Raw genomic sequence first — 25,339 nt, 5'->3', positions numbered from 1 at the left:
TCCTCGTCCCAATCTCCCGCGTACATAATTGAAGTCTGCACGTAACCAAAAGGTTCGTGGCGACCCCATAGCCGCCGTCTGGTCTTTGCCAGGGTTGGCCGAAGCGTTCACGTACATACGCTTTGGAACCGGCCTTTTCAAAGGTCGGCTGCTGTGTGGAGGTTCGGTTCGTTTCGTTGCTCTTTATGAACGATACCGGACAATTGTTGCCAGATAACGGAGTAGACGCAATGACGACAGTGAGCAGTGATCGTATCCGCATCAAGCTCAAGGCTTACGATTACCGCATCCTTGACAAGGCTGTGGCGGAAATCGTCGATACGGCTCGGAATACGGGCGCGGGCGTGGCAGGGCCAATTCCTCTGCCCACCAATATCAATAAATTCACCGTGAACCGCTCTGTGCATGTGGACAAGAAGTCCCGTGAACAGTTTGAAATGCGGATCCATAAGCGGCTTATGGACATCCTGGAACCCACGCAGCAGACCGTGGATGCCCTCGGCAAGCTCAGCCTGCCTGCGGGTGTGGATGTGGAAATCAAGCTTTAGCGAGGAATGTCATGGCTGAGAAAATGGGAATTCTGGGTCGCAAGCTTGGCATGACCCGCATCTTCGCTGGAGACGGTTCTGCCGTGGCCGTGACGGTTGTTCAGGCTGGCCCTTGCCCTGTCACCCAGGTCAAGACCGCTGAAAACGACGGCTACGACGCTTTGCAGATCGCCTTCGAAGAAGCCAAGGAAAAGCATGTGACCAAGCCTATGAAGGGTCACTTTGCCAAAGCCGGAACGGCTCTTTACCGCAAGGTCCGCGAAATCCGCCTCGACGGCCCGGCCACTTATGAAGTGGGCGCCGTGCTGACCGCGGACGTGTTCGCCGCCGGCGACAAGATTAAAGTAACTGGTACGAGCCTCGGTAAGGGGTACCAGGGCGTCATGCGCCGCTGGAACTTCAAGGGCTCCAAGGACACGCACGGTTGTGAAAAGGTGCATCGTTCCGGTGGCTCCATCGGTAACAACACCTTCCCCGGTCACGTGTTCAAGGGCAGAAAAATGGCGGGCCACTGGGGTGCCGAACAGGTTACCGTGCAGGGCCTTGAAATCGTGGACGTGCGGGCGGAAGACAACGTCATCCTCATCCGCGGTTCCGTGCCCGGCCCCAAAAACGGCCTCGTTCTGGTGCGTAAGCAGTAGGTAGGGAGAGAAACAATGGCTGTCGTGAAAGTATACGATCAGGACAAGACGGAACAGGGCGAACTCACCCTGGCTCCCGAAGTGTTCGAGGTCGCTGTGAGGCCGGAGATTCTCCACCTCGTGGTGCGGGCTCAGCTCGCTGCCAAGCGTGCGGGCACTCACTCGACCAAGACCCGGGCGATGGTTTCCGGCGGCGGCGTGAAGCCGTGGCGCCAGAAGGGCACCGGCCGCGCCCGCGCCGGTTCCAACCGTTCCCCCGTATGGCGTGGCGGCGCGATCCTCTTCGGACCCCAGCCCCGCAAGTACGATTTTAAGGTGAACAAGAAGATCCGCAAGCTGGCCCTGCGCATGGCGCTCTCTTCGCGCCTCGCCGGTGAAAACCTGCTCGTGGTCAAGGGCTTTGACCTGCCCGAAGCGAAGACCAAGGTGTTCGCCAAGATCGCAGGCAATCTGGGCCTTTCCAAGGCTCTCATCATCGCTCCCGAAGAATCGCGCAATCTTGTGCTTTCTTCCCGGAACCTGCCCGGCATCACCCTGACCACCCCGGATCAGCTCAGTGTGTACGAGATCCTGAAGCACAAGCAGCTCGTGCTTCTGGAAGGCGCCGTGGAACCCGTTGAAACGCGGCTGAAATAAGAGGTTGGCCATGGATCATACGCAGATTCTCTTGCGGCCCGTGGTGACCGAAAAGGCGACCTTCCTGCGCGACGGCGCGAATCAGGTTGCTTTCTTCGTCCACCCCGACGCCAACAAGATTGAGATCAAGAAGGCCGTGGAAACCGCCTTCAATGTGAAAGTGACTGACGTGAACGTGGTTACCCGTAAGCCCACGGAACGCGTGCGGAACCGCAAGGTAAGCCGCGTCCCCGGATGGCGCAAGGCCTATGTGACCCTCGCGTCCGGTGAAAAGATCGAGTTCTTTGAGGGAGTGTAAACATGGCTGTGCGCAAGCTGAAACCCACCTCGGCGGGCCGTCGCTTCCAGACGGTTTCCGACTTTGAGGAAATCACCAGAACCACGCCTGAGAAATCCCTTACGGAAGGTCTCACGAAAAAGGCTGGTCGTAACAACCATGGTCGTGTCACCAGCCGCCGCCGCGGCGGTGGCGTGAAGCGCCTGTATCGCATCATCGACTTCAAGCGCAACAAGCTCGATATCCCGGCCACCGTCGCCCATATCGAGTACGACCCGAACCGTACCGCCCGCATCGCGCTGCTGCACTATGCCGACGGTGAAAAACGCTATATCCTTGCACCCTTGGGCGTGAAGCAGGGCGACGTGATCGTGTCCGGCGAAAAGGCCGACATCAAGCCCGGCAACGCGCTTCCCATGGCCCGCATCCCTGTGGGCACGGTGCTGCACAATATCGAACTGAACCCCGGTCGCGGCGGTCAGTTCTGCCGCGCCGCTGGCACCTATGCCCAGCTCGTGGCCAAGGAAGGCAAGTACGCCCTGCTGCGTATGCCCTCCGGTGAAGTCCGCAAGGTGCTGGCCACCTGCCTCGCCACCATCGGCCAGGTCGGCAACATCCAGCATGAGAACATCTCCCTGGGCAAGGCTGGCCGTAATCGCTGGCTCGGTCGTCGTCCCAAGGTTCGCGGCGTGGCCATGAACCCGGTCGACCATCCGCTCGGCGGTGGTGAAGGCAGAAGCTCCGGCGGCCGTCACCCCGTTTCCCCGTGGGGTATGCCCACCAAGGGCTACAAGACCCGCGATAAGAAGAAGCCCTCGTCGCGTCTCATCGTTAAGCGCCGCGGCCAGAAGTAGGAGCTGTTATGCCCAGATCACTGAAAAAAGGTCCCTTTGTGGACGACCATCTGATGAAAAAGGTGGAAACGGCCGTCGAAACCAACGACCGCCGTGTGGTGAAGACCTGGTCGCGCCGGTCCACCGTCCTGCCCGAAATGGTGGGGATCACCTTCGCCGTGCACAACGGCAAGAAGTTCCTGCCCGTTTTCGTCACCGAAAACATGGTGGGACACAAGCTTGGGGAATTCGCGCCGACGCGCACCTTCCACGGCCATGCCGCCGACAAGAAGACCAAGGCCAAGAAATAACGGGTGCCAATCATGGAATCGAAAGCTACTGCCAAATTCGTGCGCGTTGCTCCGCGCAAGACCAGGCTGGTCGCCCGCAACGTGAAGGGTATGCCTGTCGAGGCTGCCATGAACCTGCTGCGCTTCACGCCTAACAAGCCCGCCGGCGTTATTCTCGGTGTGGTCCGTTCGGCCCTCGCCAACGCGGAACACAACGCCAGCATGGACGTGGATGCTCTGGTCGTTAAGGAAATTCTGGTGAACGAAGGCCCCACCTGGAAGCGGTTCATGCCGCGCGCCCAGGGCCGCGCCACCAACATCCACAAGCGTACCAGTCACATTACCGTGATACTCGCAGAAGGGCAGGAATAAGTCATGGGTCAGAAAGTTCATCCGTACGGATTCCGGCTTGGGTATAACAAGAACTGGCAGTCCCGCTGGTTCAGCAAGAAAGACTACCCTGCCTTTGTGTATGAAGACCACGAAGTCCGCAAGTATGTGAAGAAGCTCCTCTACAGCGCCGGCATCTCCAAGATCGAGATCGAACGCGCCGGGGGCAAGATCCGCCTCATCCTTTCCACCGCCCGCCCCGGCATCGTCATCGGCCGCAAAGGTGTGGAAATTGAAAAGCTTCGCAATGACTTGCGCGCCAAGTTCGGACGCGAGTTCTCTCTTGAAGTGAACGAAATCCGCCGTCCTGAAGTGGATTCCCAGCTGGTGGCCGAAAACATCGCCCAGCAGCTCGAACGCCGCGTCGCTTTCCGTCGCGCCATGAAGCGCACGGTGACGATGGCCCGCAAGTTTGGTGCCGAAGGCATCAAGGTGACCTGCTCCGGCCGTCTCGCCGGTGCGGAAATCGCCCGTACCGAATGGTACCGCGACGGCCGCGTGCCGCTGCAGACCCTGCGTGCCGACATCGATTACGGCTTCGCCGAAGCGCGTACCACGTACGGCATCATCGGCGTCAAGGCGTGGATCTACAAAGGTGAAATCCTTGACAAAGAGGTTGAAAGGTAATGCTCGCTCCCAAAAGAGTTAAATTCCGCAAGTGGCAGAAAGGCCGCCTGCGTGGTCCCGCCCTCCGCGGTGCCACCATCGCCTTCGGCGATATCGGTTTGAAGACTGTGGAGCACGGAAAGCTGACCAACCAGCAGATTGAAGCCGCCCGTATCGCCATGATGCGCCACATCAAGCGCGGCGGGAAAGTGTGGATCCGCGTGTTCCCCGACCATCCGATCACCGCGAAGCCTCTCGAAACCCGTCAGGGTTCCGGTAAGGGCGCCCCGGTGGGCTGGTGCGCTCCGGTCAAGCCCGGCCGCATCCTGTACGAAATCAAGGGCGTCAGCATCGAGCTGGCCAAGGAAGCCCTCACCCGCGCCGCGCACAAGCTGCCGGTCAAGACAGTGATTGTGGTGAGAGAGGGTCTGTAGTATGAAAGCAAAAGAACTGAAAGAACTCGGCGTGGAAGAGCTCAAGGCCAAACTCGCCGAACAGCGGCAGGAACTTTTTAATCTGCGCTTCCAACATACGACCGCTCAGCTGGAAAAGACCTCGTCCATTCCCGCCGCCCGGAAGAACATCGCGCGGATTCTGACCGTCCTGAAGGAAAAGGAATAGCACCATGTCTCAAGCCATGGAAAACCGCAAGGGCCGCATGCTTATCGGTACCGTGGTCAGCGACAAGAACGACAAGACCATCGTCGTTCGCGTTGAGACCCTGGTGAAGCATCCGCTCCTGAAGAAGTTCGTGCGTCGCCGCAAGAAGTTTACCGCTCATGATCCCATGAACGAATGCGGCATCGGTGATAAAGTGAAAATCGTGGAATTCCGTCCCATGAGCCGCAACAAGCGCTGGCATCTGGTGACCATCCTCGAAAAGGCCGTGTAGGAGTTACGTCATGATCCAGGTTGAATCCACGCTTCAGGTTGCCGATAACTCCGGCGCCAAGAAAGTGGCCTGCATCAAGGTGCTGGGCGGCTCTCATCGGCGTTACGCCACCGTGGGCGATATCATCATGGTTGCCGTCAAGGAAGCCATCCCCCACAGCAAGGTGAAGAAGGGCGACGTGATGCAGGCCGTAATCGTGCGCACCGCGAAAGAAGTGCGCCGCATTGACGGTTCCTACATCAAGTTTGACTCCAATGCCGCCGTGCTGCTTTCCAAGCAGGGCGAACCCGTGGGTACCCGCATCTTCGGACCCGTGGCCCGTGAACTGCGTGCCAAGAACTTCATGAAGATCGTGTCCCTCGCGCCTGAGGTTCTGTAGGAGTCATTGCCATGAAACAGTTTCGTATCCGCAAGGATGACAAAGTTATGGTCATCGCCGGCAAGGATCAGGGCAAGATCGGCAAGGTCTTGAAGGTCCTTCACAAGCATGACTCTGTTGTGGTGGAAAAGGTCAACGTGGCCAAGCGCCATGTGAAGCCCAACCCCTATCGGCGCGAGCCCGGCGGGATCGTGGACAAGGAAATGCCCATCCACGTCTCCAACCTCATGGTCGTGTGCCCCGCCTGCGCCGCTCCCACCCGCGTGGGCTACCGCTACGCGGAGGACGGCAAGAAAATCCGCTTCTGCAAGAAGTGCAACGAAACGCTGTAGGTGAACCACCATGACCCGTCTTGAAAACGTGTACCGCGAGAAAGTGGTCCCGGTATTGCAGAAGGAGTTTGCGTACAGCTCTCCCATGCAGATTCCCGGGATTGTCAAAATTTCGCTGAACATCGGCCTCGGTTCTGCCAGCCAGAACAACAAGCTGATGGAAGAGGCCATGAACGAACTGTCCGCCATCGCCGGGCAGAAGGCCGTGATGACCCGCGCCAAGAAGTCCATCGCCGCGTTCAAGCTGCGTGAAGGCATGCCCATCGGTTGCCGCGTGACGCTCCGCAAGGAACGTATGTGGGACTTCCTGGACAAGCTCATGAACTTCGCCCTGCCCCGCGTGCGCGACTTCCGCGGCATCCCGGATCGTGGCTTCGACGGCCGTGGCAACTTCACCCTCGGGATCAAGGAACATGCGATCTTCCCTGAAATGGAAGCCGACCGCATCGAAAACCCGAAGGGCATGAATATTACCATCGTGACCACCGCCACCACGGACAAGGAAGGCAAGTTCCTGCTCGAACAGCTGGGCATGCCTTTCAGAAAGTAAGGAGTTAGGATAGTGTCGCGTACTTCTCTTGAAGTAAAGGCCGCCCGGAAACCCAAGTTTTCCAGCCGCGCCTACAACCGCTGCCCCATCTGCGGCAGACCCCACGCTTACATGCGTAAGTTTGGACTGTGCCGTATCTGCTTCCGCAATATGGCCCTCCGCGGGGATCTTCCCGGCGTTCGCAAGTCCAGCTGGTAACCGTGAAAGGGTATAAGGAGACCATTCGATGATGACTGATCCTATTGCAGATATGCTGACGCGTATCCGCAACGCGCACTTGGCCCTGCACAAGGAAGTGAGTGTGCCGAGCTCGAAGATGAAGGAAGCCATTGCTGCCATCCTCAAGCAGGAAGGGTACGTCGATGACGTAACCGTGGAAGACCGCAACATCAACATCCAGTTGAAGTACTTCAAGGGCAAACCCGCCATTGAAGGCCTGAAGCGGATGAGCAAGCCCGGCCGCCGGGTGTATGTGGGCGCCCACGAAATCCCCCGCGTGCAGAACGGCCTCGGCATCTGCATCCTGTCCACTTCGCACGGGGTGCTCGCTGGCGACAAGGCTCACCAGATGAAGGTGGGCGGCGAACTTTTGTGTGAAATCTGGTAGGCGGGTGTAGCATGTCGAGAATCGGAAAACTGCCCATCGCCATTCCCTCCGGTGTCGAGGTGAAGGTCGGGGCTGATGTCGTTGAAGTGAAGGGAGCGAAGGCTGCGCTCACCACCCCGGTGTGCGACCTTCTTTCCTATGAAGTGGCCGACGGCCACGTCACGCTGACCCGCAAGGCCGAAACGCGCGAAGCCCGCGCTCAGCACGGCCTGCGCCGCACCCTCCTTGCCAACTGCATCGAGGGCGTGACCAAAGGGTTCTCCAAGACCCTCGAAGTCATCGGCGTCGGTTACCGCGTCGCTGTGAAAGGTAATGTGATTGAACTTCAGGTGGGCTTCTCCCACCCTGTTCTCGTGGAACTGCCTGCTGGACTGTCCGCGAAGGCCGAAGGTCAGAAGCTCACCATCATGGGCGCTGACAAGGTCCTCGTGGGCGAAATGGCCGCTCGCATTCGCCGCATCCGCAAGCCTGAACCCTATAAGGGCAAGGGCATCAAGTACGAAACCGAAACCATCCTGCGCAAGGCCGGCAAGTCCGGCGGCAAGGGTAAATAATCGGGGCGCGCTATGAGCACTATGACCAAGAATGAAGCCAGACAGCGCAGAAAGATCCGCATCCGCAAAAAGATTTCCGGTACGGCCGAACGGCCTCGCCTGGTGATCTTCCGCTCCAACCTGCATATGTATGCGCAGGTCGTGGACGACCTCACCGGCGCCACGCTTGCCGCTACCTCCACCTTGGCGCTCTCCAAGGGCGGGGAAAAGGTCGGCTGCAACAAGGCCGGCGCTGAAGCGGTGGGTAAGGAAATTGCCCGTCTGGCCAAGGAGAAGAGCATCGAAAAGGTGGTCTTCGACCGTAACGGATATCTCTACCACGGCAAGATCAAGGCCGTGGCCGATGGCGCCCGCGAAGGCGGCCTCGAGTTCTAACCCGGAGAGGATAGCACTGTCATGGAACAGAATGAACTGGGTTTCATCGAGAAGATCGTCTCCCTGAACCGGGTTGCCAAAGTCGTGAAAGGCGGTCGTCGCTTCAGCTTCAGCGCCCTGATGGTCGTTGGCGACGGTAACGGGAACGTAGGATTCGGCCTCGGCAAGGCTCAGGAAGTCCCTGAAGCCCTGCGCAAGGCTACGGAACACGCTCGCAAGAACATGGTGAAGGTGCCCCTGATCGAAGGGACCCTCCCCTATGAAATCCTTGGCGAGTTCGGCGCTGGCCGCGTCATGCTCAAGCCCGCCTCCCGCGGTACCGGCATCATCGCCGGTGGCGCCGTGCGCGCTGTCATGGAAGCGGCCGGGGTGAACGATGTGCTTGCGAAGGCCATCGGGACCAACAACCCCCACAACGTGCTGCGGGCCACCATGGCCGGCCTCGCTGCCCTGCGCAGCGCGGAAGCCGTGAGCGAAATCCGCGGCATGAAACTGGAAGCCCCCAGGAAGTAGCGCCATGTCTGAAATTACGATTAAAGTCGTTAAGAGCCGCATCGGCTGCACGCCCAACCAGAAGAAGGTTCTGGACGCGCTCGGGCTGCGCCGCCGCGAAATGGTTAAGACCTTTCCGGATAACCCTGCCGTCCGCGGCATGATCGCCAAGGTGTCCCACCTGGTTGTTGAGGTTGCCAAAGCATGAATCTGAACGAACTCTATCCCTTCGCGGAAGATCGCAAGTCCCGCAAGCGCGTGGGCCGCGGTTCCGGTTCCGGCTTGGGATGTACGTCCGGCAAGGGTAACAAGGGCCAGAACGCCCGCTCCGGCGGCGGCGTCCGTCCCGGCTTTGAAGGCGGCCAGATGCCCCTTCAGCGCCGCCTGCCCAAGCGTGGTTTCAAGAACTACCTCTTCAAGGTCGAATACGAAGTGATCAACCTCGCTCGCCTCGTGGCCGCCTTTGAAGGCAAAAGCGAAATCTCCCTTGATGACATCTATGATCGCGGCCTCTGCCCCTTCGGCGCTCCGGTGAAAATCCTGGGCGAAGGGGACGTTTCCGCCGCCATCAAGGTGGAAGCGCACAAGTTCAGCCAGTCCGCTGCGGAGAAGATCCGCGCCGCTGGCGGTGAAGTCAAAGAACTGGAAGTGAAAGGGTAGGTGACTCGTGGCTCTTGGTGGTGCGGATAACCTTGCCCGTTCGCCTGAACTGCGTACAAAGCTGCTCTGGACGCTGGGCCTTCTCTGCGCGTACCGGATCGGGGTGCATATCCCGGTTCCGGGCGTCGACGGGGGGGCCCTCGCCCACTTCTTTGAAAGCGTGGCAGGCACCCTGTTTGGTCTGTTCGACATGTTCTCCGGCGGCGGCCTGCGGAATGTTTCCGTGTTCGCCCTCGGCATCATGCCGTACATTTCGGCCTCAATCATCCTTCAACTCCTGCAGGTGGTCAGCCCCGAGCTGAAGCGCATGGCCAAGGAAGAGGGTGCGGCAGGTCGCCGTAAAATCACCCAGTACACGCGCTACAGCACGGTTCTTATCACCATCATTCAGGGCTTCGGCATTGCCGTGGGCCTCGAAACCATGTACAGCCCCGGCGGCCTTCCCGTCGTCCTCGAACCGGGCTGGACTTTCCGCATCATGACCATGCTGACCCTGACCGCTGGCACCGTGCTCATCATGTGGCTCGGCGAACAGATTACGGAAAAGGGCATTGGCAACGGTATTTCCCTGATCATTTTCTCAGGTATCGTTGTGGGCATTCCCGGTGCGTTGGTGAAGTCCTTCCAGCTCATCAAGCTGGGCGACATGAGCCTGTTCATCGCCCTTGCCCTCGTGATCTTGATGGTTGCGGTGCTCGTCGGCGTTGTCTTCATGGAACGCGCCCAGCGGCGTATTCCCATCCAGTACGCCAAGCGCCAGGTCGGGCGGAAGATGTACGGCGGGCAGTCCACGCACTTGCCGCTGCGCGTGAATACGGCCGGGGTTATCCCGCCCATTTTCGCGTCGAGCTTGTTGCTGTTCCCGGCCACGATGGCGAACTTCGACATCGCGGATTGGCTGAAAACGGCGGCTTCGTGGTTTACGCCTTCTTCCATCCTGTATAATGTGATCTTCATCGCCCTGATTTTCTTCTTCTGCTTCTTCTATACGGCCATCATCTTCGATCCGAAGGATGTCGCCGAGAACCTGAAGAAGGCTGGCGGCTTCATCCCCGGCATCCGTCCCGGTGAGAAGACGCAGGAATATCTGGACGCTGTCCTGTCTCGCCTGACCCTTTGGGGCGGCGTGTATATCTCGGTTATTTCAGTGCTTCCCATGCTCCTCATTGCGGAGTTCAACGTGCCGTTCTATTTCGGCGGCACAAGCATCCTCATCCTTGTGGGTGTCGCAATGGACTTCATGTCGCAGATCGAGTCCCATCTCATCTCGCGCCAGTATGAAGGGCTGATGGGCAAGACCCGAATGAAGGGGCGGAGCTGATCGTGAAGAAGTACCGCGGCGTTTTCCTCAAAAACGAGAGGGAAATAGGCCTTCTGCGCGAAGCGAACAGAATGGTCGCGATGATTTTGGACGAGTTGGGCAGGCAGGTTCGCCCCGGCCTCCCGACCATGTACTTTGAAGAAATCGTCCAAAAGATGTGTCGCGAATTCAAGGTGAAGCCCGCGTTCCAGGGCATGTACGGTTTTCCGTACGGCCTGTGCTGCTCGGTGAACGAAGTCATCGTGCACGGGTTCCCTTCCGAAGACGTCATCCTCAAAGAAGGCGACATCGTCAGCTTTGACGTGGGGACTGTCTACGAGGGGTTCTATGGGGACGCGGCCCGTACCTTCGCCGTGGGGGAGGTTTCCCCTGAGGCGGCCCGCTTGCTGCGGGTGACGGAAGAAAGTCTCGCCTTGGCTGTGGCCGAAGCGAGATCCGGTAATGAACTCAACGACATCGCTGGCGCTGTGCAAAAGCACGCCGAAGGTGCCGGGTTCCATGTGGTAAGGCGTTTTGTTGGGCACGGCATCGGTTCGACGTTGCACGAAAAGCCCGAAGTTCCCAACTACGTTGTAACCACGAAACCGGCGTTGCCGCTTAAGACCGGCATGGTGCTGTGTATTGAGCCCATGATCACGGTGGGAACACCGGAAGTGGAGATTCTGGACGACAAGTGGTCGGCGGTGACCCGAGACAGGAGCCTCGCCGCCCATTTTGAGCATTGTGTGGCTATCCTTCCGGGTGGACCCCAGATACTGGACCTTCCTTGAAGAAAACCATGTCGTGCATTGACAGCATGTAAAAAAAGAGCTAAGGCTTCCTGTTCCGGCAGTATTTTGCACTGCCGAGGAAACCTGTGGAGAGACTTGTCATGAAAGTCAGGCCATCCGTAAAAAAGATTTGCCCGAAGTGCAAAGTCATCCGGCGTAAGGGCGTACTCAGGGTTATCTGCGAAAATCCCCGGCACAAGCAGCGCCAGGGCTAGCCTTCAGGAGAAAGACTGTGGCCAGAATAGCTGGTGTTGACCTGCCCAGAGGCAAGCGCGCGGACATCGCGTTGACTTACATCTACGGCATCGGCCGTGTAACGGCCTTGAAAATTCTTGACGCTTCGGGCGTCAACTGGACTCGCGGCATCGACGATCTCACCGCTGAAGAACTGAACGAAGTCCGTAAGGAACTCGAACAGAACTATAAAGTGGAAGGCGACCTGCGCCGCGAAATTTCGATGAACATCAAGCGTCTCATGGACATCGGCTGCTACCGTGGCCTGCGTCACCGCAAGGGCCTGCCCGTTCATGGACAGCGTACCCACACCAACGCCCGTACCCGCAAGGGCCCCCGCCGTGGTGCTGTAGGTAAGAAGAAGTAAAGGAACCTTCCGGCATGACCAGCTTCCGTTTCGGGGGCTGACTATGCGAAACGTTCACTGATACGACCGGATACGCCCGGTTACGGAAGCAAATCATGGCTAGACCAAAACGCGTTGCCAAGAAAAGAGAAAAGAAGAACGTGCCCCTTGGTGTGGCTCACATCCAGGCCTCGTTCAATAATACCATCATCACTTTTACCGATACTCGCGGAAACACCGTGAGCTGGGCGAGTGCCGGACAGAGCGGGTTCAAGGGTTCCCGCAAGTCCACGCCCTTTGCCGCGCAGGTTGCCGCCGAACAGGCTGCCCGCAAGGCTCAGGACAACGGCATGCGCACTGTGGGTGTCTACGTGAAGGGGCCGGGCTCCGGTCGTGAAGCCGCCATGCGCGCCATCAACGCCGCCGGCTTCAAGGTCGCCTTCATCCGTGACGTCACCCCCATTCCCCACAACGGCTGCCGCCCGCCGAAACGGCGTCGCGTCTAGTCGCGCTCACAGGAGGACACCGCCTTGGCCAAATATAATGATGCCAAATGTCGTTTGTGCCGTCGTGAAGGCACGAAGCTCTTGTTGAAGGGCGACCGTTGCTTCACCGACAAGTGCGCCTTTGACCGCCGCCCCTATGCGCCCGGTCAGCATGGCCGCGCCCGTAAAAAACTGAGCGACTACGCCGTCCAGCTGCGTGAAAAGCAGAAGGTGCGTCGCGTTTATGGCGTTCTGGAAAAGCAGTTCCACGGTTATTTCGTCCGCGCCGATATGGCGAAGGGCGTGACCGGCGCGAACCTGCTCGCCTTCCTCGAACGCCGCCTGGACAACGTCGTGTATCGCCTCGGCTTTGCCAACTCCCGGACTCAGGCCCGCCAGTTGGTTCGCCACGGCGTCTTTACGCTGAACGGTCATAAGGTCACCATTCCTTCCCTTCAGGTGAAGGTTGGCGACAGCGTTGAAGTTCCCGAAAAGAGCAGAACCATCCCCGTTCTCGCCGAAGCTCAGGAAGCCGTGGCCCGTCGCGGCTGCCCCTCCTGGCTGGAAGTGGACGCTCCCAACTTCAAGGGTATTGTGAAAGCACTGCCGCAGCGCGACGACATTCAGTTCCCCATCAACGAGCACCTCATCGTCGAGCTCTACTCCAAATAAGCGGGGGCTTACATGCTCTTCAGACAAGGCAACAGGCTTATCAATTCACGCAACTGGGCCAAACTCGTTCGGCCGGAACAGATTGTGTGCGACAGCGATCCCAACGATACCATGTACGGGAAGTTCACCTACGAACCTCTCGAACGCGGTTATGGGGTCACCATCGGCAATGCCTTGCGTCGGGTACTGCTTTCGTCCCTTCAGGGCGCAGCCTTCGTGGCTGTGAAGATCTCCGGCGTACAGCATGAGTTTACCACCATCCCCGGAGTGCTGGAAGATATTACGGATGTCATCCTGAATATCAAACAGGTTCGTCTGGGTATGACGACTGACGAGCCCCAGCATCTGACGCTTTCCGTGTCGAAGAAAGGCCCGGTGACAGCCGCGGATATCATGACCAACGCCAATGTGGAAGTCTTGAACCCGGAACTGCACATCGCGACCCTCACCGAAGACATGGAGCTCAGCATGGAGTTCGAGGTGCGCATGGGCAAGGGCTATGTGCCCGCTGATATGCACGAAGGTCTTCCTGACACGATCGGGCTTATCAAGCTGGACGCGAGCTTCTCTCCCGTGCGTAAGGTGGCGTATACCGTGGAACAGGCCCGCGTGGGCCAGATGACAAACTACGACAAGCTGATTCTTGAAGTATGGACGGACGGTTCCGTCCTTCCCGAAGACGCTATCGCGTATAGCGCCAAGATTATTAAGGATCAGATTTCGGTCTTCATCAGTTTCGATGAACGTATCTCCGGCGAAAGCGGAGGGGAAGGCGGCGGCAGCACCGACATCAACGATAACCTCTTCAAGGGGATCGATGAGCTGGAACTGTCCGTGCGGGCGACCAACTGCCTGCGCAGCGCCAATATCGCCACAGTCGGCGAACTGGTGCAGCGGCCCGAAGCCGAAATGCTGAAGACGAAGAACTTTGGGAAGAAGTCCCTTGACGAAATCAAGGCCGTGCTCGAAAGCATGGGGCTGGATTTCGGCATGAAGATCGACAACTTCGAGAAGAAATATCAGGAATGGAAGAGGAAACAACACCATGAGGCATAGCAATTCCGGCAAAAAGCTCGGCAGAACGCCTTCGCATCGCAAGGCTCTGTTCCGCAACATGGCTTCCGCAATGATCACGTATGGCAAGATCCGCACGACGGAAGTGAAGGCCAAAGAACTGCGCCGGGTGGTGGAACCTCTGATCACCTTGGCTCTTCGCAACGATCTGCACTCCCGCCGTCTGGCTTATGAAACCTTGAACGACCACAAGCTCGTGCAGCGTCTTTTTGACGTGGTCGCTCCCATGTTCGCCGGCGTCCCCGGCGGCTACACCCGGATCACCAAGCTGGCGCTTCCCCGTAAGGGCGACTGTGCTCCTATGGCGATCCTCGAATTCACCCGTCAGCCTGAAGCTGCGGCTGAAAAGAACTAAGTCCGGCTCACACCGGCCCGCTTCGGCGGAATGCTTGACCGATTCTTGCTGTTCTCAGGCAGGATATGGAAAGGCCGTCTGGATTTCAGGCGGCCTTTCGTGGTTTTTGGAGGAGATGCACCGGGGGAGAGAGCTTTCTGAAGAAAGCCCTCTCCCCCGAACCCCCTCTCCCAAAGACTTTTGACCTTATAGAATCCCTTTTCGCAGCTTGTCTTTTCCTGATAGTATCCGGCCTTCCGCCGGATTTTTTATGGGATAGGCTGGGCTATAGAAATGGTTGATGCTTTTTTCCTTGAAGTTCCAAAGGGATAACCGGAAAAATGCCTTAGCCGTGGATCCCTTCAAGGGGAGAACTGGAAAAAAGCTCTATTTTTCACCGCACTGTGGAGATGAGAAACAACCACATACTATAACAAAGCCCAACTATATGCTTTTTCTTCAATTTTCCGCAGGCGGGCTCCATGATCGGGGGATTTTATTGGTTATTTCTTTGGAGTTTCAAGGAAAAGAGCATCAACCGTTTTCTTATGGCACAGCCTTTTCCTTAAGCTATGTCTGGGAAACGGTTGATGCTTCCTTTTTTGAAATTCCATCGGAAGAACCGTAAAAAGGCCCCTACGAAAAAGGCCCCACGCAAGAAATGAGAGTATTGCACAGATATAAAAGACGATGGAAAATTGAACGCTTTTTTGCATGGCTTAACAGATTTAAAAAGGCAATAACTCGCTGGGAACATTGCGCTGAACAATATTACCGTTCTTGTTTATCCTGCTTTTTCTATGATTTTGCTTTGCCGTATTATAACAAGTGGATTCCAATTATGAAATGAGTTTTGATAAAATACCCAATCATGGATTCCAGCAGCGAGAAAAACGGAGAAAAAGTCTACATTTTAGTATATTATAAAAATAAAACAATCATATACTCTGACAGGGCCTTTCCTTGAAGTTCCAAAGGAGCAATCAATAAAAGGTCTCAGCCATAGAGTCCGCCAACGGAAAAACCAGGAAAAAGGGAGGTATATTTCAGCATTCTGTGGGGTTGGAGCAACCACATGCTATGACAGGGGCATAGGGTAGAGAATTCCCGCCTTCTGATTTTTCTATTCCCATCATACCTTTCATTGAACCCTTGACCGCCTCCATCCCTGCTCTATCCCTGACAGGGGCAAGGGGAGCGCTATTCCTGTCATGCTGCCATTTCAAAACTGCGAATAGGGATTCAATAAGGGGGAAAGTCTTGGAAGGGAGAGAGGAGGGGGCGTGGGGGAGGAGAGAGGGAAACTTTCTCCAGAAAGTTTCCCTCTCTCCTCCCCCACATTGATTGTTCTAGAATCCCTTTTCCTTCATCCACATGATGAGGTCGGCGACGCGGTTGGAGTAGCCCCATTCGTTGTCGTACCACGAGACGATCTTGGCGAGCTTGCCGTCCTGTACGGTGGTATACTCGGCTTCCACGATGGAGGAGTGCGGGTTGCCCTTGAAGTCCATCGAAACGAGCGGGGCGTCGCTGTAGGCGAGGATGCCCTTGAGCTCACCTTCGGCGGCTTCCTTGAGCGCGGCGCGCATCGTGTCGGTGTCGGTGTCCTTGTTCAGGATGGCGGTGAAGTCCACCACGGAGACGGTGGGGGTGGGCACGCGCAGTGACCATCCGGTGAACTTGCCCTTGAGCGAGGGGATGACCTTGGCTACGGCCTGAGCCGCACCGGTAGAGGTGGGGATGATGTTGCAGGCGGCGGCACGCGCCCGGCGCAGATCCTTGTGGGGCAGATCGAGGATGCGCTGGTCGTTGGTGTAGGCGTGCACGGTGGTCATGGTGCCGGAAACGATCCCGAAGAGGCGTTCCACGACGAGGGCTACCGGAGCGAGGCAGTTCGTGGTGCACGAGGCGTTGGAAACGACATGGTGCTTGGCAGGATCGTAGTCGTTGTGGTTTACGCCCATGACGATGGTAAGATCTTCTTCCTTCGCCGGGGCGGTGATGATGACCTTCTTGGCGCCGTTTTCAATGTGCACATGGGCTTGTTTGGCGGAACGGAAAATACCCGTGGATTCGACCACCACATCGACGCCGTAGGCCCCCCAGGTGAGGAGCTTGGGATCGCGCTCCGCGAAGCAATGGATCTTCCAGTCGCCCACGGTGGCGTTGTCGCCTTCCACCACGGCGTCAAGATGGGCACGGCCGTAGTTCGTATCGTATTCGAGCAGATGGAAGTTGGTTTCCGCATCGAAGAGGTCGTTGATGGCGACGACTTCCACTGTATCCTGATATTTGGCGTGCAGGGCGCGGAAGACCTGTCTGCCGATGCGGCCGAAACCGTTGATGCCGACTCGTACTTTTTGCATGTGGAATCCTTTAGTCTTCAAAGACCTGATAGTTGTAGGACGTCAGCAACTCGTAGTTGAGGCGGGTCGCTTCGTGCATGCGGGCGTTTTCGATGGCGATGGCGGAAATGTTCGCCACGCCGAGCATGAAATCGCATTCGTCCGGGGTGAAATCGCGCTCTTCGCTGGAATAGACGCGCAGGATGCCGATGGCCTTGCCGTTCACCATCAGCGGGGCGGACAGGACGGAAACAAGCCCTTCGGCCTTGGCGCTGTCGGGGTACTGGAACCGTCCGTCGCTGCATGCATCGCGCAGGTGGATGAGCTTGCCCTTGAGGACTTCGCCGTCCAGCCCGCTCTTGGACACTTCAACGGGGCCTTTGCGCATGTAGCCGGAGGAGAGGCCCCACGCCGCGCTGGCGAGCAGAACCTTGCCCGTGCGGTCAAGCAGGCGAAGCGTGCTCGCCTTGCAGTTCATGGCTTTGGCGGTCTGTTCCGTGATCTTGTGCAGCACCACGGTGGGCTCCAGACTGGAATTGATCACCGTCGCCACTTCCAGCAGAGCACGAAAATAATCATGACCTGTCATTGTGTTTCTCCTTTGCCGCCGCCCGCCATGCCGGGCATGGCCGCGGCGCGTTACGGAATTACGGGGAGACGCGCTTCGCAAGCGTTTGCGGAACGGCGCTTCGCCGTGTAAATCTCTTGGACTTTTTCGAGCGGACCGTTTTCCTTCCACCGTGAACGCGGAAAACTGAGCGAAGATCAGATGAAAACCTCCGTATCCGCTTTCCTTTCACCGGGAAAATCCCTCCCGTTCAGGGCCAGTTCTTCGCGTGGGCGGTGAGAGCCGGCGCAGGGGCAAGAAGGTTTGGGATGAGCCGGCTAGCCCTTCGCGTAGGCGGCGAGAACCGCGTCGATAAGGTGGCCGCGCACGGCGGTGCGATCGAGGTGGTTGACCGCCGCGATGGTCACGCCCGCCGGAGAGCATACCTGCTCACGCAGGATGGCGGGGTGGCTCCCCGGCAGCGCCGCCAGCTTGGCGGAACCGAGAACCAACTGCGTCACCAGATCAAGCGCCTCCTGACGGGTAAAGCCCATGGTGACGCCCGCCTCGGCGAGTGCGTCCATGAAGTGGAAGACATAGGCCGGGCCGCAGCCCACCAGCGCCATGAACGCGTTGAATTTCTTTTCCGGCAGCACGATGGTGGAGCCCAGCAGCCCGAACAGATCGAGAATCATGCAGAACACGTCTTTGGGCAGTGCAGGGTCTTCCTGAATGCCGAACACGCCGGCCCCCACGAGGGCGGGGGTATTCGGCATGACGCGCGCCACATGGCAGCGGCCCTGCACCGCATCGCGCAGCTCGTACAGCGTAACCCCGGCGGCGATGGAAATGACGACGGTTTCCGGTTTCAGGGAGGGCAGGGCTTCGGCGAGCACGCCGCCGACGAGGTAGGGCTTCACCCCAATGATGAGGATGTCGCAGCGGGCGGCGATGCCGGGGATATCCGGTACGGCGGTCACACCCTTGGCGCAGAGGGGCTCAAGGCGCTGGGGCGTGCGGTTGTAGCCATAGAGTTCCAGGCCGGGAACTTCGGTGAGCCCGCCGAGGATGGCCCCGCCCATGTTGCCGCAGCCGATGCAGCCGATACGCTTGCTGGTGAGGGATGCCGGTGTGTTCATGGTTTTCCTTTTCTGAAAAAGTCGCGTGCGGGATATACCCGGCACAGGGAGATGAGGAGAGCGTTTTTTTCTCTGCCGCCATGCGGGAAAGCGCCGCCCCTCGGAACCGTACCCGGAAAGCCGGTGAGCTTCAGGAAGGCGTTTACGGCTGGTATCCGACAGACGGTGCGGAATCCTCCTGCCGTTCGGAGGGGAAGTCCGGGGCAAGCGTTTCTTCCTCGACGGGCTGGAGCCGTAGGGGAACCAGACGGATGCCTTTGTCCCGTTCCTGTGACCACTGTTTGAGCGCCGCCAGGACATGCGGGCCGGGGGTGGCGATGGCTACGGCGTGCCCTTTGGCCCGCGCCGTTTCCTCCGCCTTTTTCAGGCCCGCGAGCACGGCGCCTTCGGTTTTGGGGCCGTCGTCCAGCGCAAGCGTCCTGCGCCACGCCGGAAGCCCACGCCTCCGCGCTTCCGCGTATAGAATTGACCCCTGATGGGTCACGTCGTCAAGCACATATAGCCCGGAACGTGCCAGAATTTCACAGAAACGCCGCGTCGCCGCCGTATCCGTGGTCAGCCGGGAGCCCATAAAGCTGCTCGCGCCCGCGGCATAGGGCACATGGCCGAGGGCGTCATCCATCAGGATCCGCATGTCTTCCTCGGACATCTTCGTGGTGATTTCGCCGGGGCCCGCCTTGACGAATGGGGACTGCATCGGCTCCATCGGCATATCCACAAGGACTTCCTGCCCGGCCTCGTGCGCGGCCGCCGCCGTCGCCGCCGCATCCTTGGCAAAGGGCAGCACGGAAAACGTAATCGGCAGCTTCAGGGCCAGCAGCGAGGCCGTAACGGCCTTATCATCGCCCAGTTCGTTCATGACGATGGTCAGGCGCGGGGCCTTGTCCGTGGGCGGCAGGATGGGGAATGTCTCGTCCGTGGCTTCAAACCAGATTTCGTGCGTCAGTACGCCCTTGGCCGCCAAGGTGAGCTTGCCCGGCGATTCGGTGAGTACGGCACGGTCGGCCCATATGTCGAGGCTTTCGGCCAGCGCGTTGAGGAAGCGGAACACCGGTTCCGGGGGGCCTTTCACATCGCCCGTTTCGGCGGACGGCGCATGCCCGTTTTCGCCCCTCGCCGTTTGCGGGGCCGGGGTTGGGGCAACGGGGGGCAGATAGATGCGCATCCGCTGGAGGTGGTAGATATCCTTGCCTTGCGTGCGGTAGTCGGACGTCAGGAGGAGGATGCGCCCCTTGTCGAGCTTGAGCCGCAATACGGTCTGGAGCAGGGCGAAATCGATCTGCCGGGCCGCGTCGGTCAGGGTTCCCGAACCCTCCTGATAGGGCAGGGTATTCTGCCGGATGGCGTCCTTCATCCGGTTCCCCAGATGGCTGTTGGGCGGGAGGATGGATTCGAGGGAGGCTTCGGCAGGCGGGGCCGGTTTGGGGAACAGGGACTCTACGGCCTGTTCCGCTTTCTCGGCAACCAGCCGGGACGTTGCCGCCGTCGTTTCAATGGTCATGAACGCAGTCCGCTGTACGCTGCGCGCCGTGTAACTGGCGGCTTCCCATACCGCGTAGGCGATGAGGAAGAGGAGAGCCGTCAACAGGGTAGCCAGAACCGAACCCTTGAATGTCCTGACCGTGTATGGATACGGATCAGGCAGGCGCACGCCGCGCGCGGCCAGCCGTTTCCGCAGTGCGGGAAACCACTCCATGAAACTCCAATGGCATCGGGCAGGGGACTGCCGCTGTACATACGGACAGGAGGGATCGCGGGAAAACCGGCGATCCCTCCTGCCGGGGATTGCTGTTAGTGGATGGTACGGATCTTGGGAAGGCTCTTCACGAACTGGAGGCTCATGCGGAGCTGGTTGTCACGTTCAAGGAATTCCTTCGCATCGGGCAGCGGCTCGTTCGCCGCCGGAGCGGGCGTTTCCACCTTCTTGCCGGACGCCTTGCCCTTGTCGCCGTCGGTCTTTTCAAGGTGCTTGTTCAGATCCTTCTCGCGGATCATGCGCAGGGAGCTGAGCGGCGCGGGCTTTTCCTTCGGCGCTTCAAAGGGCACTTCCAGATCGGGCATGATGCCTTCGGCCTGGATGGAGCGGCCGGACGGCGTGTAATAGAGCGCCACAGTCAGCTTGAGGCCCGAACCGTCGGACAGCGGGATGATGTTCTGCACCGATCCCTTGCCGAAGGTGCGTTCGCCAACGAGCAGGGCCCGCTTCTGGTCGCCGAGCGCCCCGGCTACGATTTCGGAGGCCGAGGCCGATCCGCCGTTTACGAGCACGACGAGGGGCGTGTCGATGATGTCGGTATCCTGCGGCTTGGCGGAGAATTCGCGGGCGGTCTCTTCCTGGCGGCCGCGCATGGAGACGATGACGCCCTTGTTCAGGAACGTGTCGGAGACGCTGACGGCCTGATCCAGCAGCCCGCCGGGGTTGTTGCGCAGGTCGAGGACAATGCCCTTGATGGGGCCCTTGCGCTTGGCGTCGGACAGGGCGTCGAGCAGCTCCTGCGTGGTGCGTTCGCTGAAGCGGGTAAGGCGAACCCAGTAGTAGCCGGGCTCAAGCTCGCGGGACTTCACGCTGATGAGCGGGATGGCGTCGCGTTTGATGCGCAGGTCCACGGGCTCCTTGGAGTCGCGGTGCAGGATGGTGAGCACCACTTCGGAACCCTTGGGGCCGCGGATATGCGAGACGGCTTCCTGGAGCGTCATTTCCAGCGTGGGCTTGCCGCCCACGGCAAGGATGATGTCGCCGGACTTCATGCCGCCCTTGTCGGCGGGCGTGTCTTCGATGGGGGTCACGACGGTGAGCTGGTTGTTCTCCATCGTGATTTCGATGCCGATGCCGAAGAATTCGCCGGACGTGCTTTCCTGCATATCCTTGAACTCTTCCTTCGAGAGCATGGTTGAGTGGGGATCGAGGGATTCGAGCATCCCCTTGAGCGCGCCGTTCACCAGATCGGGGCGCGGGGTCTCCTTCACATAATACCGCTCGACGATGTCGAGGACTTGGCTGAACCGTTTGAGCGCATCGAAGCGGCTGTTTTCCCCGGCGGCGAAGGCCTGTCCGAACGTCAACGAACCGACGGTCAGAAGTGAGAACAAAAAGAGCGCGGCGGCCCGTGGCTTCCTATACATAACAACAGCCTCCGAAGCTGAAACAGTAGCTGGAACAATGGGGGTGAAGATACCGGGGTTCCTTTGAAAACGCAAATGTTCCGAAAGGGTGCATTTCCTGCGTTTTTCCCTTCATCCGGGATGGGGCGGCGGGCGGGCGCGGGCATGCCGCCGGGAAAAACTTGGAGATTCATTTCCAGCCCTTACCATAAGAGTGGGCGGGGCAATGTAAAGGGGGGCGGATGGCGGAAAAGGCATGATGGATATGAGGCCGCGGATCTTTTTTTCTCAGGAGGGCATTTTTTCTGTTGACAGATCAGGGCAGGCCGGGTAAATACCTCTCCTGCATGGGCAGTTAGCTCAGTTGGTAGAGCATCGCCTTCACACGGCGGGGGTCACAGGTTCAAGTCCTGTACTGCCCACCATGCACGGAGCGGTAGTTAAGACGGTTATAACGCCGGCCTGTCACGCCGGAGGCCGAGGGTTCAAGTCCCTTCCGCTCCGCCATTCAGCCTATGTCGGATTTTTCCGATATCCATATTCGACAGCCTTCACGGGTTGTCAGGCGACCGAAGCGATTCGGGAAGCCGCCTCTGCGGAGCGGTAGTTAAGTCGGTTATAACGCCGGCCTGTCACGCCGGAGGCCGAGGGTTCAAGTCCCTTCCGCTCCGCCATTTTTTAGGACATCCTTATTGAGGGTGTCCTTTTTTTGTGCCGTAGCCGCCGTTGAGACGGGTGCCCCTGTACACGGTACCTTTTCAGGGGGTGCCGTCCCTTCCGGCCTGTTCCTTTCATGATGGAGCTTGCTTTTCAGACAGTTTCCCCTCCATAGGGTTTTCCCGGAAAGGGAGCCGCGTGCTTGAACGCCTTCGGGAGATGCCGCCTTGCTCTTTTCCCTTCCCTGATGGCCGCTTTTCCTGCCGTTGGGATTCTGTTGCTTCCCGTTTATCGGGGCATCCGGGCTGTTCCATGCAAAAAAAGCATAATTTTTTTAGGGAGGAGACATGAAGAAACAGCTCATCCTCGTAGGCGGGGCAATGGGCGTGGGGAAAAGCGCCGTCTGCCGGGAGCTGTTGCGGCAGCTCACGCCGGGCGTCTGGCTGGACGGCGACTGGTGCTGGAACATGAATCCTTTTGTCGTTTCGGAAGAAAACAAACGGATGGTGCTGTCCAACATCACGCATCTGCTCCGAGCCTATTTAAACAATTCGAGTTACCGCTACGTGCTGTTCTGCTGGGTCATGGATCAGCCCCTCCTTTTCGAGGCCGTGCTCGGCCCGCTTCGGGATATTCCCTTTACGTCGCACAGCTTTTCACTCGTCTGCACGGAGCAGGCTTTGCGGGAACGGCTGGAACGCGATGTACGGGACGGCATCCGGGAGGCTGACGTCATCCCGCGAAGCCTCCGGCGGCTGCCTGCCTACGCCGCACTGCCGACATGCAAACTGGATGTGACGTCCCTGACGCCCTATGAAGCCGCCTGCGCAATCGCCGCATCCGTAGGAAGGGCGTCTTCTCGAGGCGCGCCGGATCTCTCCGGGGCTGGCGAAAGCTGGCACGGGGCCTGACGGCGCCGGACGTCTTGGAAGAAAAAGGAAGGGCGTTCCGGCAACAGAGAAGGGGAAGGAATCCCCTCTCCAGAAAGGCTTCCTTCCCCCGTTCTCTTTTTCAGCAACCCTTACTTGTAGCTTTCGATCAGCGCGTTGGCGCGGCCCTGCGCCTTCTGGATGCGGACGCGGAGGCTGGCTTTGTAGGCAGCCATGTCCTCAATGGGCTTGCGGGCGACGCCGGTGTCCATCGCGGCCTGCGCGACGGCCGGGGGCAGCCATTCGATGAGGCGGGGATCGAAGGGCTTCGGGATGACGTAGCCCTGCCCGAAGCTGAAGGTCTGGCCCTGATAGGCGGCGGAAACTTCGGCGGGCACCGGCTCCTTGGCGAGCGCGGCGAGGGCGCGGGCGGCGGCGAGCTTCATGGCCTCGTTGATTTCCGTGGCGTGTACGTCCAGCGCCCCGCGGAAAATATAGGGGAAGCCGGAGAGGTTGTTGATCTGGTTCGGGAAGTCGGTGCGGCCCGTGCCCATGATGCAGTCGGGGCGGGTTTCCATCGCCAGCGGATAGGCGATTTCGGGATCGGGGTTCGCGCAGGCGAAAATGACCGGATGCTCGGCCATGCCCTTGATCATGTCGGGCGTGAGGAGATCCTTTTTGGACAGGCCGAGGAAGAGATCCGCGCCCTTGAGGGCTTCGGCCATGGTCATGTCTTCGGACAGGGCGAACTGCGCCTTATATTTGTTCAGATCCGTGCGCCCCTTGTGCAGAATGCCCTTGGAGTCGAACATGCGGATGTTCGCGGGATCGATGCCGAGCTCGGTGTAGAACTTGGCGCAGGCGATGGCCGCCGCTCCCGCCCCGGACACGACCACGATGAAGTCTTCGGCCTTCTTGCCGGTGATTTCCAGCGCGTTGATGAGGCCCGCTCCGGAAATGATGGCCGTGCCGTGCTGGTCGTCATGGAACACCGGGATGTTCATTTCCTTCTTGAGCACCTCTTCGATGTAGAAGCATTCAGGGGCCTTGATGTCCTCAAGGTTGATGCCGCCGAAGGTGGGCTCAAGGGCCTTCACCACTTCGATGATCTTGTCGGGATCGGTGAGGGCAAGGTTGATGTCATAGGCGTTCACGTCCGCAAACGCCTTGAAGAGCACGCTCTTGCCTTCCATGACCGGCTTGCCCGCGAGGGGGCCGATGTTGCCGAGCCCGAGGACGGCGGTGCCGTTGGAAACGACGGCCACGAGGTTGCCGCGCCCGGTGTAGGCGTTGGCGAGGGAAGGATCGTCGGCGATGGCGAGGCAGGCGTTGGCGACGCCGGGGGAATAGGCCATCGACAGGTCTTTCTGGGTAAAGCAGGGTTTGACGGGAAGGACTTCAAGCTTTCCCGGGCGGGGTTCCTCATGGTAGGCGAGGGACTCTTCCTTGGTGAACAACGCCATGACGATCTCCTGTGGTTTGGGTTCAAATGAGGTGCAAAAGCGATAGCATAAGGAGGAATGGGGGGCAATGGCGGCTTCCCTGTTCATGGAATTCCTGTTATGCTGAAACGGTATGCCGGGAAGAGAGCTGTCGGCGGCCAGCAGTGCAGCCCCGCGCCCCGGATGGAAGTCAACGAGAAAGGATGAAATTATGTCGCTGATCGAAATCAGGGATGTCCATAAATGGTATGGCGAGTTCCATGTGCTCAAAGGTATTTCGGAGCAGGTCGAGAAGGGCGAGGTGCTGGTCATCTGCGGGCCCTCCGGCTCCGGCAAGAGCTCGCTCATCCGCTGCCTGAACCGTCTGGAGCCGATCCAGAAAGGGGACATCCTCTTTGAAGGGACGAGCATCTACGCCCCGGAAGTGGACGTGAACGCCCTGCGCGCCGAGGTGGGCATGGTCTTCCAGCAGTTCAACCTCTACCCGCACCTGACCGTGCTTGAGAACGTGACCCTTGCGCCGATCAAGGTTCGGGGCATGGGCAAGAAGGAAGCCACGGATCTGGCGATGGAACTGCTTGGCCGCGTGGGGATCGCGCGTCAGGCCGCCAAGCGTCCGAGCGAGATTTCCGGCGGGCAGCAGCAGCGCGTCGCCATCGCCCGTTCGCTCGCCATGCAGCCCCGCGCCATGCTGTTTGACGAACCCACCTCCGCCCTCGACCCGGAAATGATCAACGAAGTGTTGAGCTGTATGAAGGATCTGGCAAAGGACGGCATGACCATGCTGTGCGTCACGCATGAAATGGGCTTTGCCCGCGAAGTCTCCGACCGCGTCATCTTCATGGATCATGGAGTGATCCTCGAAGAGGGCACCCCGGAACAGTTCTTCACCAACCCGCAGCATGAGCGCACCAAGGCGTTCCTCCGCGAAATTCTCTAA

Annotated in this window: 38 protein-coding genes and 3 tRNA genes; 35 read left to right on the top strand and 6 right to left on the bottom strand. The window is 59.1% G+C overall.

Going from position 1 to position 25,339, the window contains the following annotated elements; genetic code table 11:
- Positions 1 to 230: 230 nt before the first annotated feature.
- From rpsJ to ACZM8Y_RS07425, 30 genes are all read left to right on the top strand, one after another.
- Positions 231 to 548, top strand: coding sequence for a 30S ribosomal protein S10 (gene rpsJ, locus ACZM8Y_RS07570; RefSeq protein WP_005027826.1), 318 nt, complete (start codon positions 231 to 233; stop codon positions 546 to 548).
- An 11-nt stretch (positions 549 to 559) separates the two neighbouring features.
- The gene (gene rplC / locus ACZM8Y_RS07565) at positions 560 to 1,189 is read left to right on the top strand and encodes a 50S ribosomal protein L3 (RefSeq protein WP_302551289.1); all 630 of its coding nucleotides are present in this window, start codon (positions 560 to 562) and stop codon (positions 1,187 to 1,189) included.
- Positions 1,190 to 1,204: 15 nt separating this feature from the next.
- Positions 1,205 to 1,825, top strand: a complete 621-nt coding sequence (gene rplD / locus ACZM8Y_RS07560; protein WP_302551288.1) for a 50S ribosomal protein L4 — start codon at positions 1,205 to 1,207, stop codon at positions 1,823 to 1,825.
- A 10-nt stretch (positions 1,826 to 1,835) separates the two neighbouring features.
- On the top strand, positions 1,836 to 2,123 hold the full coding sequence (rplW, locus tag ACZM8Y_RS07555) for a 50S ribosomal protein L23 (RefSeq protein ID WP_005027822.1): 288 nt from the start codon (positions 1,836 to 1,838) through the stop codon (positions 2,121 to 2,123).
- Between the two features lie 2 nt (positions 2,124 to 2,125).
- Positions 2,126 to 2,956 carry a 50S ribosomal protein L2 gene (rplB, locus tag ACZM8Y_RS07550; RefSeq protein WP_005027821.1) on the top strand — a complete coding sequence of 277 codons (831 nt, stop codon included), beginning with the start codon at positions 2,126 to 2,128 and terminating at the stop codon, positions 2,954 to 2,956.
- An 8-nt stretch (positions 2,957 to 2,964) separates the two neighbouring features.
- On the top strand, positions 2,965 to 3,246 hold the full coding sequence (gene rpsS, locus ACZM8Y_RS07545; protein ID WP_005027819.1) for a 30S ribosomal protein S19: 282 nt from the start codon (positions 2,965 to 2,967) through the stop codon (positions 3,244 to 3,246).
- Between the two features lie 12 nt (positions 3,247 to 3,258).
- Positions 3,259 to 3,597 (top strand): 50S ribosomal protein L22, encoded by a 339-nt coding sequence (rplV, locus tag ACZM8Y_RS07540; protein WP_294512106.1) that lies wholly within the window; start codon positions 3,259 to 3,261, stop codon positions 3,595 to 3,597.
- A gap of 3 nt (positions 3,598 to 3,600) precedes the next feature.
- On the top strand, positions 3,601 to 4,242 hold the full coding sequence (rpsC, locus tag ACZM8Y_RS07535) for a 30S ribosomal protein S3 (protein WP_005027817.1): 642 nt from the start codon (positions 3,601 to 3,603) through the stop codon (positions 4,240 to 4,242).
- The gene (rplP, locus tag ACZM8Y_RS07530; protein ID WP_302551287.1) at positions 4,242 to 4,655 is read left to right on the top strand and encodes a 50S ribosomal protein L16; all 414 of its coding nucleotides are present in this window, start codon (positions 4,242 to 4,244) and stop codon (positions 4,653 to 4,655) included. Before rpsC ends, rplP begins: the two co-directional genes overlap by 1 nt.
- A gap of 1 nt (position 4,656) precedes the next feature.
- On the top strand, positions 4,657 to 4,842 hold the full coding sequence (rpmC, locus tag ACZM8Y_RS07525; RefSeq protein WP_005027815.1) for a 50S ribosomal protein L29: 186 nt from the start codon (positions 4,657 to 4,659) through the stop codon (positions 4,840 to 4,842).
- A gap of 4 nt (positions 4,843 to 4,846) precedes the next feature.
- On the top strand, positions 4,847 to 5,113 hold the full coding sequence (rpsQ, locus tag ACZM8Y_RS07520) for a 30S ribosomal protein S17 (protein ID WP_005027813.1): 267 nt from the start codon (positions 4,847 to 4,849) through the stop codon (positions 5,111 to 5,113).
- Between the two features lie 10 nt (positions 5,114 to 5,123).
- Positions 5,124 to 5,492, top strand: a complete 369-nt coding sequence (gene rplN, locus ACZM8Y_RS07515) for a 50S ribosomal protein L14 (protein WP_302551286.1) — start codon at positions 5,124 to 5,126, stop codon at positions 5,490 to 5,492.
- An 11-nt stretch (positions 5,493 to 5,503) separates the two neighbouring features.
- The gene (rplX, locus tag ACZM8Y_RS07510) at positions 5,504 to 5,824 is read left to right on the top strand and encodes a 50S ribosomal protein L24 (protein ID WP_005027811.1); all 321 of its coding nucleotides are present in this window, start codon (positions 5,504 to 5,506) and stop codon (positions 5,822 to 5,824) included.
- 10 nt (positions 5,825 to 5,834) lie between these two features.
- Positions 5,835 to 6,374 carry a 50S ribosomal protein L5 gene (gene rplE, locus ACZM8Y_RS07505; protein WP_302551285.1) on the top strand — a complete coding sequence of 180 codons (540 nt, stop codon included), beginning with the start codon at positions 5,835 to 5,837 and terminating at the stop codon, positions 6,372 to 6,374.
- 12 nt (positions 6,375 to 6,386) lie between these two features.
- A complete protein-coding gene (locus tag ACZM8Y_RS07500; RefSeq protein WP_005027809.1) occupies positions 6,387 to 6,572 on the top strand; it encodes a type Z 30S ribosomal protein S14 in 186 nt (61 codons plus the stop codon).
- A 28-nt stretch (positions 6,573 to 6,600) separates the two neighbouring features.
- Complete coding sequence (gene rpsH / locus ACZM8Y_RS07495) at positions 6,601 to 6,981, top strand: 30S ribosomal protein S8 (protein WP_005027808.1); 381 nt, start codon at positions 6,601 to 6,603, stop codon at positions 6,979 to 6,981.
- An 11-nt stretch (positions 6,982 to 6,992) separates the two neighbouring features.
- Positions 6,993 to 7,535, top strand: a complete 543-nt coding sequence (rplF, locus tag ACZM8Y_RS07490) for a 50S ribosomal protein L6 (protein ID WP_302551284.1) — start codon at positions 6,993 to 6,995, stop codon at positions 7,533 to 7,535.
- A 12-nt stretch (positions 7,536 to 7,547) separates the two neighbouring features.
- On the top strand, positions 7,548 to 7,910 hold the full coding sequence (gene rplR, locus ACZM8Y_RS07485) for a 50S ribosomal protein L18 (RefSeq protein ID WP_308770528.1): 363 nt from the start codon (positions 7,548 to 7,550) through the stop codon (positions 7,908 to 7,910).
- Positions 7,911 to 7,931: 21 nt separating this feature from the next.
- Positions 7,932 to 8,423, top strand: coding sequence for a 30S ribosomal protein S5 (gene rpsE / locus ACZM8Y_RS07480; protein WP_302551282.1), 492 nt, complete (start codon positions 7,932 to 7,934; stop codon positions 8,421 to 8,423).
- Positions 8,424 to 8,427: 4 nt separating this feature from the next.
- Positions 8,428 to 8,610 (top strand): 50S ribosomal protein L30, encoded by a 183-nt coding sequence (gene rpmD, locus ACZM8Y_RS07475; protein ID WP_302551281.1) that lies wholly within the window; start codon positions 8,428 to 8,430, stop codon positions 8,608 to 8,610.
- Entirely contained in the window at positions 8,607 to 9,062 is a 456-nt protein-coding gene (gene rplO / locus ACZM8Y_RS07470; protein ID WP_302551280.1) for a 50S ribosomal protein L15, read from the top strand. Before rpmD ends, rplO begins: the two co-directional genes overlap by 4 nt.
- A gap of 7 nt (positions 9,063 to 9,069) precedes the next feature.
- Positions 9,070 to 10,383 (top strand): preprotein translocase subunit SecY, encoded by a 1,314-nt coding sequence (secY, locus tag ACZM8Y_RS07465; RefSeq protein WP_302551279.1) that lies wholly within the window; start codon positions 9,070 to 9,072, stop codon positions 10,381 to 10,383.
- Positions 10,384 to 10,385: 2 nt separating this feature from the next.
- Entirely contained in the window at positions 10,386 to 11,153 is a 768-nt protein-coding gene (gene map, locus ACZM8Y_RS07460; protein ID WP_308770529.1) for a type I methionyl aminopeptidase, read from the top strand.
- 101 nt (positions 11,154 to 11,254) lie between these two features.
- Positions 11,255 to 11,368: a 50S ribosomal protein L36 gene (rpmJ, locus tag ACZM8Y_RS07455; RefSeq protein ID WP_005027799.1), complete on the top strand. Its 114-nt coding sequence runs from the start codon at positions 11,255 to 11,257 to the stop codon at positions 11,366 to 11,368.
- A gap of 17 nt (positions 11,369 to 11,385) precedes the next feature.
- Positions 11,386 to 11,754 (top strand): 30S ribosomal protein S13, encoded by a 369-nt coding sequence (gene rpsM / locus ACZM8Y_RS07450; protein ID WP_294512053.1) that lies wholly within the window; start codon positions 11,386 to 11,388, stop codon positions 11,752 to 11,754.
- Positions 11,755 to 11,849: 95 nt separating this feature from the next.
- Entirely contained in the window at positions 11,850 to 12,239 is a 390-nt protein-coding gene (gene rpsK / locus ACZM8Y_RS07445; protein ID WP_302551277.1) for a 30S ribosomal protein S11, read from the top strand.
- A 24-nt stretch (positions 12,240 to 12,263) separates the two neighbouring features.
- Positions 12,264 to 12,890 (top strand): 30S ribosomal protein S4, encoded by a 627-nt coding sequence (rpsD, locus tag ACZM8Y_RS07440; protein ID WP_302551276.1) that lies wholly within the window; start codon positions 12,264 to 12,266, stop codon positions 12,888 to 12,890.
- 12 nt (positions 12,891 to 12,902) lie between these two features.
- Positions 12,903 to 13,946 carry a DNA-directed RNA polymerase subunit alpha gene (locus tag ACZM8Y_RS07435; protein WP_302551275.1) on the top strand — a complete coding sequence of 348 codons (1,044 nt, stop codon included), beginning with the start codon at positions 12,903 to 12,905 and terminating at the stop codon, positions 13,944 to 13,946.
- On the top strand, positions 13,936 to 14,319 hold the full coding sequence (rplQ, locus tag ACZM8Y_RS07430) for a 50S ribosomal protein L17 (protein WP_302551274.1): 384 nt from the start codon (positions 13,936 to 13,938) through the stop codon (positions 14,317 to 14,319). Before ACZM8Y_RS07435 ends, rplQ begins: the two co-directional genes overlap by 11 nt.
- Positions 14,320 to 14,599: 280 nt before the next feature.
- Positions 14,600 to 14,926, top strand: coding sequence for a hypothetical protein (locus ACZM8Y_RS07425; RefSeq protein ID WP_479858383.1), 327 nt, complete (start codon positions 14,600 to 14,602; stop codon positions 14,924 to 14,926).
- Positions 14,927 to 15,647: 721 nt separating this feature from the next.
- Here ACZM8Y_RS07425 and gap read toward each other — a convergent pair.
- From gap to ACZM8Y_RS07400, 5 genes are all read right to left on the bottom strand, one after another.
- On the bottom strand, positions 15,648 to 16,664 hold the full coding sequence (gene gap, locus ACZM8Y_RS07420; RefSeq protein ID WP_302551272.1) for a type I glyceraldehyde-3-phosphate dehydrogenase: 1,017 nt from the start codon (positions 16,662 to 16,664) through the stop codon (positions 15,648 to 15,650).
- A gap of 10 nt (positions 16,665 to 16,674) precedes the next feature.
- Entirely contained in the window at positions 16,675 to 17,232 is a 558-nt protein-coding gene (locus ACZM8Y_RS07415) for a GAF domain-containing protein (RefSeq protein ID WP_302551271.1), read from the bottom strand.
- A gap of 296 nt (positions 17,233 to 17,528) precedes the next feature.
- The gene (proC, locus tag ACZM8Y_RS07410; RefSeq protein WP_482330538.1) at positions 17,529 to 18,329 is read right to left on the bottom strand and encodes a pyrroline-5-carboxylate reductase; all 801 of its coding nucleotides are present in this window, start codon (positions 18,327 to 18,329) and stop codon (positions 17,529 to 17,531) included.
- A gap of 142 nt (positions 18,330 to 18,471) precedes the next feature.
- Positions 18,472 to 20,025: a divergent polysaccharide deacetylase family protein gene (locus ACZM8Y_RS07405; protein WP_482330539.1), complete on the bottom strand. Its 1,554-nt coding sequence runs from the start codon at positions 20,023 to 20,025 to the stop codon at positions 18,472 to 18,474.
- A 95-nt stretch (positions 20,026 to 20,120) separates the two neighbouring features.
- Positions 20,121 to 21,452 (bottom strand): S41 family peptidase, encoded by a 1,332-nt coding sequence (locus tag ACZM8Y_RS07400; RefSeq protein ID WP_302551268.1) that lies wholly within the window; start codon positions 21,450 to 21,452, stop codon positions 20,121 to 20,123.
- 328 nt (positions 21,453 to 21,780) lie between these two features.
- On the opposite strand from ACZM8Y_RS07400, the gene ACZM8Y_RS07395 reads away from it, so the two are divergent.
- The 4 genes from ACZM8Y_RS07395 (at position 21,781) to ACZM8Y_RS07380 (ending at position 22,999) form a co-directional block, all read left to right on the top strand.
- Positions 21,781 to 21,856: transfer RNA gene (locus ACZM8Y_RS07395), tRNA-Val, on the top strand.
- 5 nt (positions 21,857 to 21,861) lie between these two features.
- Positions 21,862 to 21,938: transfer RNA gene (locus ACZM8Y_RS07390), tRNA-Asp, on the top strand.
- Between the two features lie 90 nt (positions 21,939 to 22,028).
- Positions 22,029 to 22,105, top strand: a tRNA-Asp gene (locus ACZM8Y_RS07385).
- Positions 22,106 to 22,435: 330 nt separating this feature from the next.
- Positions 22,436 to 22,999 carry an AAA family ATPase gene (locus ACZM8Y_RS07380; RefSeq protein WP_482330540.1) on the top strand — a complete coding sequence of 188 codons (564 nt, stop codon included), beginning with the start codon at positions 22,436 to 22,438 and terminating at the stop codon, positions 22,997 to 22,999.
- Between the two features lie 110 nt (positions 23,000 to 23,109).
- On the opposite strand, the gene ACZM8Y_RS07375 is transcribed toward ACZM8Y_RS07380, so the two are convergent.
- Positions 23,110 to 24,420: a malic enzyme-like NAD(P)-binding protein gene (locus tag ACZM8Y_RS07375; protein ID WP_486850544.1), complete on the bottom strand. Its 1,311-nt coding sequence runs from the start codon at positions 24,418 to 24,420 to the stop codon at positions 23,110 to 23,112.
- 190 nt (positions 24,421 to 24,610) lie between these two features.
- Here ACZM8Y_RS07375 and ACZM8Y_RS07370 point away from each other — a divergent pair, with 190 nt between their 5' ends.
- On the top strand, positions 24,611 to 25,339 hold the full coding sequence (locus tag ACZM8Y_RS07370; protein WP_302551265.1) for an amino acid ABC transporter ATP-binding protein: 729 nt from the start codon (positions 24,611 to 24,613) through the stop codon (positions 25,337 to 25,339).

The sequence above is a fragment of the Bilophila sp. genome, from assembly GCF_057864385.1.
The sequence above is the reverse complement of the archived record's forward strand: the minus strand, read 5'-3'. Positions and strand labels throughout refer to the sequence as shown.